General features: G+C 58.5%; 7 protein-coding genes and 2 pseudogenes. 4 read left to right on the top strand and 5 right to left on the bottom strand.

The genetic code is table 11. The features are described from left to right. Positions 1 to 118 (top strand): annotated as a pseudogene (locus E8A46_RS00460) (aminotransferase class I/II-fold pyridoxal phosphate-dependent enzyme); the annotation flags it as partial. A gap of 151 nt (positions 119 to 269) precedes the next feature. Continuing rightward, a pseudogene (locus E8A46_RS00455) lies at positions 270 to 430 on the top strand (IS630 family transposase); the annotation flags it as partial. A gap of 13 nt (positions 431 to 443) precedes the next feature. On the opposite strand, the gene E8A46_RS00450 reads toward E8A46_RS00455, so the two are convergent. The 5 genes from E8A46_RS00450 to E8A46_RS00430 form a co-directional block, all read right to left on the bottom strand. Further along, positions 444 to 617, bottom strand: a complete 174-nt coding sequence (locus E8A46_RS00450) for a hypothetical protein (RefSeq protein WP_291556047.1) — start codon at positions 615 to 617, stop codon at positions 444 to 446. A 111-nt stretch (positions 618 to 728) separates the two neighbouring features. Then, complete coding sequence (locus E8A46_RS00445; protein WP_291556045.1) at positions 729 to 968, bottom strand: GcrA family cell cycle regulator; 240 nt, start codon at positions 966 to 968, stop codon at positions 729 to 731. A gap of 69 nt (positions 969 to 1,037) precedes the next feature. Next, entirely contained in the window at positions 1,038 to 1,301 is a 264-nt protein-coding gene (locus tag E8A46_RS00440) for a hypothetical protein (protein ID WP_291556043.1), read from the bottom strand. 12 nt (positions 1,302 to 1,313) lie between these two features. Continuing rightward, positions 1,314 to 1,481, bottom strand: a complete 168-nt coding sequence (locus E8A46_RS00435; RefSeq protein WP_291556041.1) for a hypothetical protein — start codon at positions 1,479 to 1,481, stop codon at positions 1,314 to 1,316. Between the two features lie 370 nt (positions 1,482 to 1,851). Further along, on the bottom strand, positions 1,852 to 1,989 hold the full coding sequence (locus tag E8A46_RS00430; protein ID WP_291556039.1) for a hypothetical protein: 138 nt from the start codon (positions 1,987 to 1,989) through the stop codon (positions 1,852 to 1,854). A 202-nt stretch (positions 1,990 to 2,191) separates the two neighbouring features. On the opposite strand from E8A46_RS00430, the gene E8A46_RS00425 reads away from it, so the two are divergent. Together E8A46_RS00425 and E8A46_RS00420 are read left to right on the top strand one after the other, a co-directional pair. Next, a complete protein-coding gene (locus E8A46_RS00425) occupies positions 2,192 to 2,812 on the top strand; it encodes an Ada metal-binding domain-containing protein (protein WP_291556037.1) in 621 nt (206 codons plus the stop codon). A 23-nt stretch (positions 2,813 to 2,835) separates the two neighbouring features. Beyond that, positions 2,836 to 3,312 carry a hotdog fold thioesterase gene (locus E8A46_RS00420; RefSeq protein WP_291556035.1) on the top strand — a complete coding sequence of 159 codons (477 nt, stop codon included), beginning with the start codon at positions 2,836 to 2,838 and terminating at the stop codon, positions 3,310 to 3,312. Positions 3,313 to 4,328 lie beyond the last annotated feature (1,016 nt).

Below are 4,328 nucleotides of genomic sequence, written 5' to 3'. Positions count from 1 at the left end.
CAACGGCCTTGAGTTCGCTCAAGACGAGATCACGGTTTCAACCGGCGCGAAGCAAGTCCTCTATAATGCCATGATGGCTAATCTCGAGCCAGGCGACGAGGTCATCATCCCAACGCCACAACTATCCTAGGACAACAAATCAATAAGAAGGGTTGAGCGCCCCCTCCCGGAGCCTGCTTCCGAACTGATAAGCTCTCTACGCTGTTTGCGTATGAACGGCTGCTTTGCGCCAAACGCAGACATCAACTGTCGCGACTGCGACGTCCGTTCACTCGCCGGGCCTGAATCCGATCGACAGGTCTTCGCCAAGTTCAAGCACTTATCGCGCAAGGCCGCCGCGCGCTCGTCTGAAACCATCTACGTTACGATCGGCGAAATCCTCCGAGCATTTACGCCCACCGAATGCGCCACTGGCTATGCTCAATCCTAAAAACCATCATACTCTAGTCTTCGTCCGGCTCGCGCACGACCGGCGGTTCGTCGGCGCGGTCCTCGTCGTCCTCGTCCTCTTCGTCTTCATCAGGATGATCTCGGGGCGGCACCGTGTTGCCCATGATCACGAAGGGACTCCAGTCGATCAACCTGGTGGAAAATTCCTCGGGGATGTGTGGGGTCATGTTGTTGCTCCTCCCAGGCAAGGCATCATCGAAGCAGTCGCGCCGTGTTAGCGGCGGCCTCAGCCAGCATCGCATTCAACTGTGACTTGGTGAGTTCCTTAGGCTGCCTCACTACTGGCTTGCGCGTAGACACAACCTTATGAACCGGGCGAACAGCACTGGCTTTCGCTTCGGCACCGACACGATCTTGGGTTTGGCGGTGGGCGGCTTGTGGCCGCGCTTCAAGCCCATGCGCAGCAACTTGGCGCACACCGCGTTGCGGCTGTGCCCTAGTCGAGTGGCGATCTGCGCGGCGCTGTGGCCGCTGGCCCAGAGTTTTTTGAGGAGTGCAACGCTGGCGGCATCCCACATGGGATATCACCTTACACCCGACGGGCGAAAAATCGCAACTCAGCTCTTAAAGCGCATCCGGCGCGCTGCCTACTTCGCCTTCACTGCATCTGAGGCCAACGAATGTGCCATCCCTTGAACTTCATCTGATTGGTACTCACCGGTGTCGGCAGACGGTCCGGCATGGCGAATATTGTCCGGCTCCGGTGACACGGGACCAAACCGTTTTATGTCGTCGGGATCGGCAAGGCGATAGAAAGTATAAAAGCTCTGCGTCGGTTCGAACAAAACTGTTACGCCGCTCTCTAAAACCTCCACCACTGTGAAGTCATCTTCGGTCGGCTGCTTCATCATCTGGCAGCTCCCTTAGTCGTACCAATCCTTCCGATCACGCGGCAGCGTCTTGGCCTCCTCGAACAGCTTTCCGCGCGCATAACCCATCGAGACCGCAGCCCGCAGTGTTTCCAGTTCGGTTTCGAGAAAGGCGTTGGCGACGATCAGCGCCTTGACGACTTCCGCCAGCATCCATTTCATCGTTAGGTCAGCAGCGCTGGCTTGAACAGCACCATCGCTGGTGACACACTTTACACTATCGGGGATCGTTGGCCCGACACATTGGCAACGCACCGGACGCCTCATTGAGGCCGTGCGTCCCATGGCAAGGCAGGTACGGCTACGTTCGAGCACCGCTCGACGCAGCACACCTCCACGCAAACGCAACGCAACGGCGAGCCGTCGAGGGGAACCTTGGCGGCTTTTGCGTGTGTCCAGATTTGCGCACAGAAACGGCCGCGGCGCGGACTGCGTGCCGAGGCCGCTTGTGTCGGAACTCCCGGCTGGGTGGGACCTCGGGGAGAAGTCGGCCAGCCGAGGTTCTTGCACTCGGATATGAGGTAGGCCGCCCTTAGCCGCGATCTTTGTTGGCCTTGGGCGGTCGCTTCGGCTCGGGTTGCGTATTGCGGACGGCCTCGGTCAGCATCTCGCGCAGCTGGGCCTTGGTCTTCGGCGGTTCCCGCGTAAAGGTCTTTGTCCATGTGGCCATGAACGCTATGTGGGGATGCCGGAGGGAGAATTAAAGCCTGCTGGGGACCGCTAAAGTCAGCAGATCATGTCCGCTATGGTGCGCACAACGGACCTACCTCGGACATCGCGCCATGTCCGAGAAGTGCCAATAACAGCCGTTTTCGGACCTGATCATCGCCGCACGCTCGCGTGAGCACGGCCGGGCCGTGTACCACACGTGCATGGTTGACTTCGACACCAGTTACTCGGCTCTGCAGCGACGCGACCCGTCCCTGGACGGTGTGGTGTTTGCGGCGGTCAAGACGACCGGTATCTATTGCCGACCTGTCTGCCGAGTGCGCACGCCACTTGCGCGAAACGTTCTTTTCTACCCAAGCGCAGCTGCAGCGGAACGCGCTGGATACCGGCCGTGCTTCCGTTGCCGACCTGAAACGGCCCCCTTCTGCCCGGCCTGGAAGGGCACGCGGACCACGGTCGAGCGCGCTTTGGTCCTGATCGAAGCCGGGGCTCTCGACAAGGACAGCGTCGCTGCATTGGCCGCTCGCCTCGGAATAGGGGCTCGCCACCTATCGCGGCTGTTCGCGGAACATCTCGACGCCTCACCTGCGCAAGTGGCTCAATCGCTTCGCATCCAGCGCGCCAAGCGCCTCCTCGACGACACGGACCTGCCCATCTCGGTGATTGCCGAGCGCGCCGGATTTAGAAACCCCCGTCGGATGACCGCCGCATTTGTCCAGGTCTACGGGCGACCGCCATCCGCATTGGTCGAGGCAAAACGCAACTCAGACAGCCGACGACGCACGCCGCATGCTCGGGTCACCAATGGTTCTCAATCCGCATAATCATGAAGTCAGAGGATAAATCGATGCCAGACCGTATCGCGAGCAAAAACTATGGGACCGTGACCGCCGATAGGCGGCAAGAGATGACAGGTCTCGAGTTTGTTCAGGGGCTTGCCGACGGGACGCTGCCTCTTAATATGATAGCCCAGACCCTGGGCTATGACGTGACCGAGGCGGTGAGCGGGCGCGTCGTCGTCACCGCTGTGCCGACTGCTGCACTCCTCAATCCGGCGGGCACCGTGCACGGCGGTTTCACCGCCACATTGCTTGATAGTTGCATGGGGCTGGCGGTCCAATCCACATTGGAGAAGGGCGTTAGCCAAACCACTCTCGAGTTCAAGATTTCGCTCGTGCGCCCCATCACGCCGGAGACCGGCCTGATCAAGGCAGAGGGAGTGGTCTTGAACCGCGGGCGCCGGATCGGCACAGCCGAAGGACGGGTCACCGATGACAAAGGGCGGTTGCTCGCCCACGGCACGACGACGTGCCTCATTTTCTAATGTCGGTGCTCCCATTCCTGCTTGTTCCGAACGAAATAGGTGAAGCCACGCAGAAGCCGGTTGCGGTCGGACATTTTGGCCGCTTTGGGTCATTCGCGCCGTTTGACGGTCGGCCGCTCACTTCCGGTCTTCCCCCGGAGACGGACATCTTCAGACCCGGTCGGCGTGTCTCAAAAGTGCCAAATTGAGCCGGCTCTATCTCGGGCTTGTCATGCAAAGCGGGCTCAACGTTAAAGCGTCGGCATCACTCTTACCTATTCACGCCGGTAGTCGAAGTATCCGCCGGGTTCTCTTTTCCTCCCGATTCTGGAATGACGGTCTCTTTCATAGTTGTGGATGGCATGTTGGGCTTGTAGTTCGCGTCAGCGTTTTCGGCCTTAATCGCTTTGCAGTCGAGGGAATAGACCATTTCACCTTTCCCCGTTTGTCCTATCGGAGGACAATCACGAAGAGCATCGCTGTTTTGTGCAAATGCCGGTGACGATAGAAACAGTATTACGGTTGCCAATCTGTGCATAAATCCCTCCCAAAAACGATTGTGTGGGACCACAACAGACTCCGACGCGACTGGTTCCGGTCCGCCTAACGGTATCGGCGAAAACCTTAGCCGGAGCGGACCTAATTCAATAAATATTGGGAGGTGAGTATTATTGACCATCCTGTAAGAACGGCCTTGGATGCAGGCTCGCCTGCGGCAAGACCACCGTCAACCAAATCAAACGGCAACGCCACGAAGTATGTAATTTCGGACATGGCACATCTACTCGGTCATACCAATCGCAGTCGCGCAGCCCGGTTTTAAACTTGCCGCATGGCTAATGTATTTCTACGGTGACCTTCTCGGTGCAACGGCATAAGTCGCATTCAAAGGAGCGTATGTCGACACCGTCTTTCTCCGAAACGACACCTTTAAGCGTCATCGGTCCGTGGCATTTGGGGCATGGCGGCCGTTCAATTTCAATGAGACCGGGATCGGCTACGAGAGACTGTGGCATGTGTTGCGCGCCTCTGATCAG

Origin of the sequence: Bradyrhizobium sp., from assembly GCF_004799445.1 — a bacterium.
Lineage (GTDB): Bacteria > Pseudomonadota > Alphaproteobacteria > Rhizobiales > Xanthobacteraceae > Bradyrhizobium.
The sequence above is the reverse complement of the archived record's forward strand: the minus strand, read 5'-3'. Positions and strand labels throughout refer to the sequence as shown.

Bases quoted from the DNA above. Each gene is read 5' to 3' on its own strand.
- E8A46_RS00450 (WP_291556047.1), bottom strand. From the start codon at position 617: ATGACCCCACACATCCCCGAGGAATTTTCCACCAGGTTGATCGACTGG.
- E8A46_RS00445 (WP_291556045.1), bottom strand. From the start codon at position 968: ATGTGGGATGCCGCCAGCGTTGCACTCCTCAAAAAACTCTGGGCCAGC.
- E8A46_RS00440 (WP_291556043.1), bottom strand. From the start codon at position 1,301: ATGATGAAGCAGCCGACCGAAGATGACTTCACAGTGGTGGAGGTTTTA.
- E8A46_RS00435 (WP_291556041.1), bottom strand. From the start codon at position 1,481: ATGAAATGGATGCTGGCGGAAGTCGTCAAGGCGCTGATCGTCGCCAAC.
- E8A46_RS00430 (WP_291556039.1), bottom strand. From the start codon at position 1,989: ATGGCCACATGGACAAAGACCTTTACGCGGGAACCGCCGAAGACCAAG.
- E8A46_RS00425 (WP_291556037.1), top strand. From the start codon at position 2,192: ATGGTTGACTTCGACACCAGTTACTCGGCTCTGCAGCGACGCGACCCG.
- E8A46_RS00420 (WP_291556035.1), top strand. From the start codon at position 2,836: ATGCCAGACCGTATCGCGAGCAAAAACTATGGGACCGTGACCGCCGAT.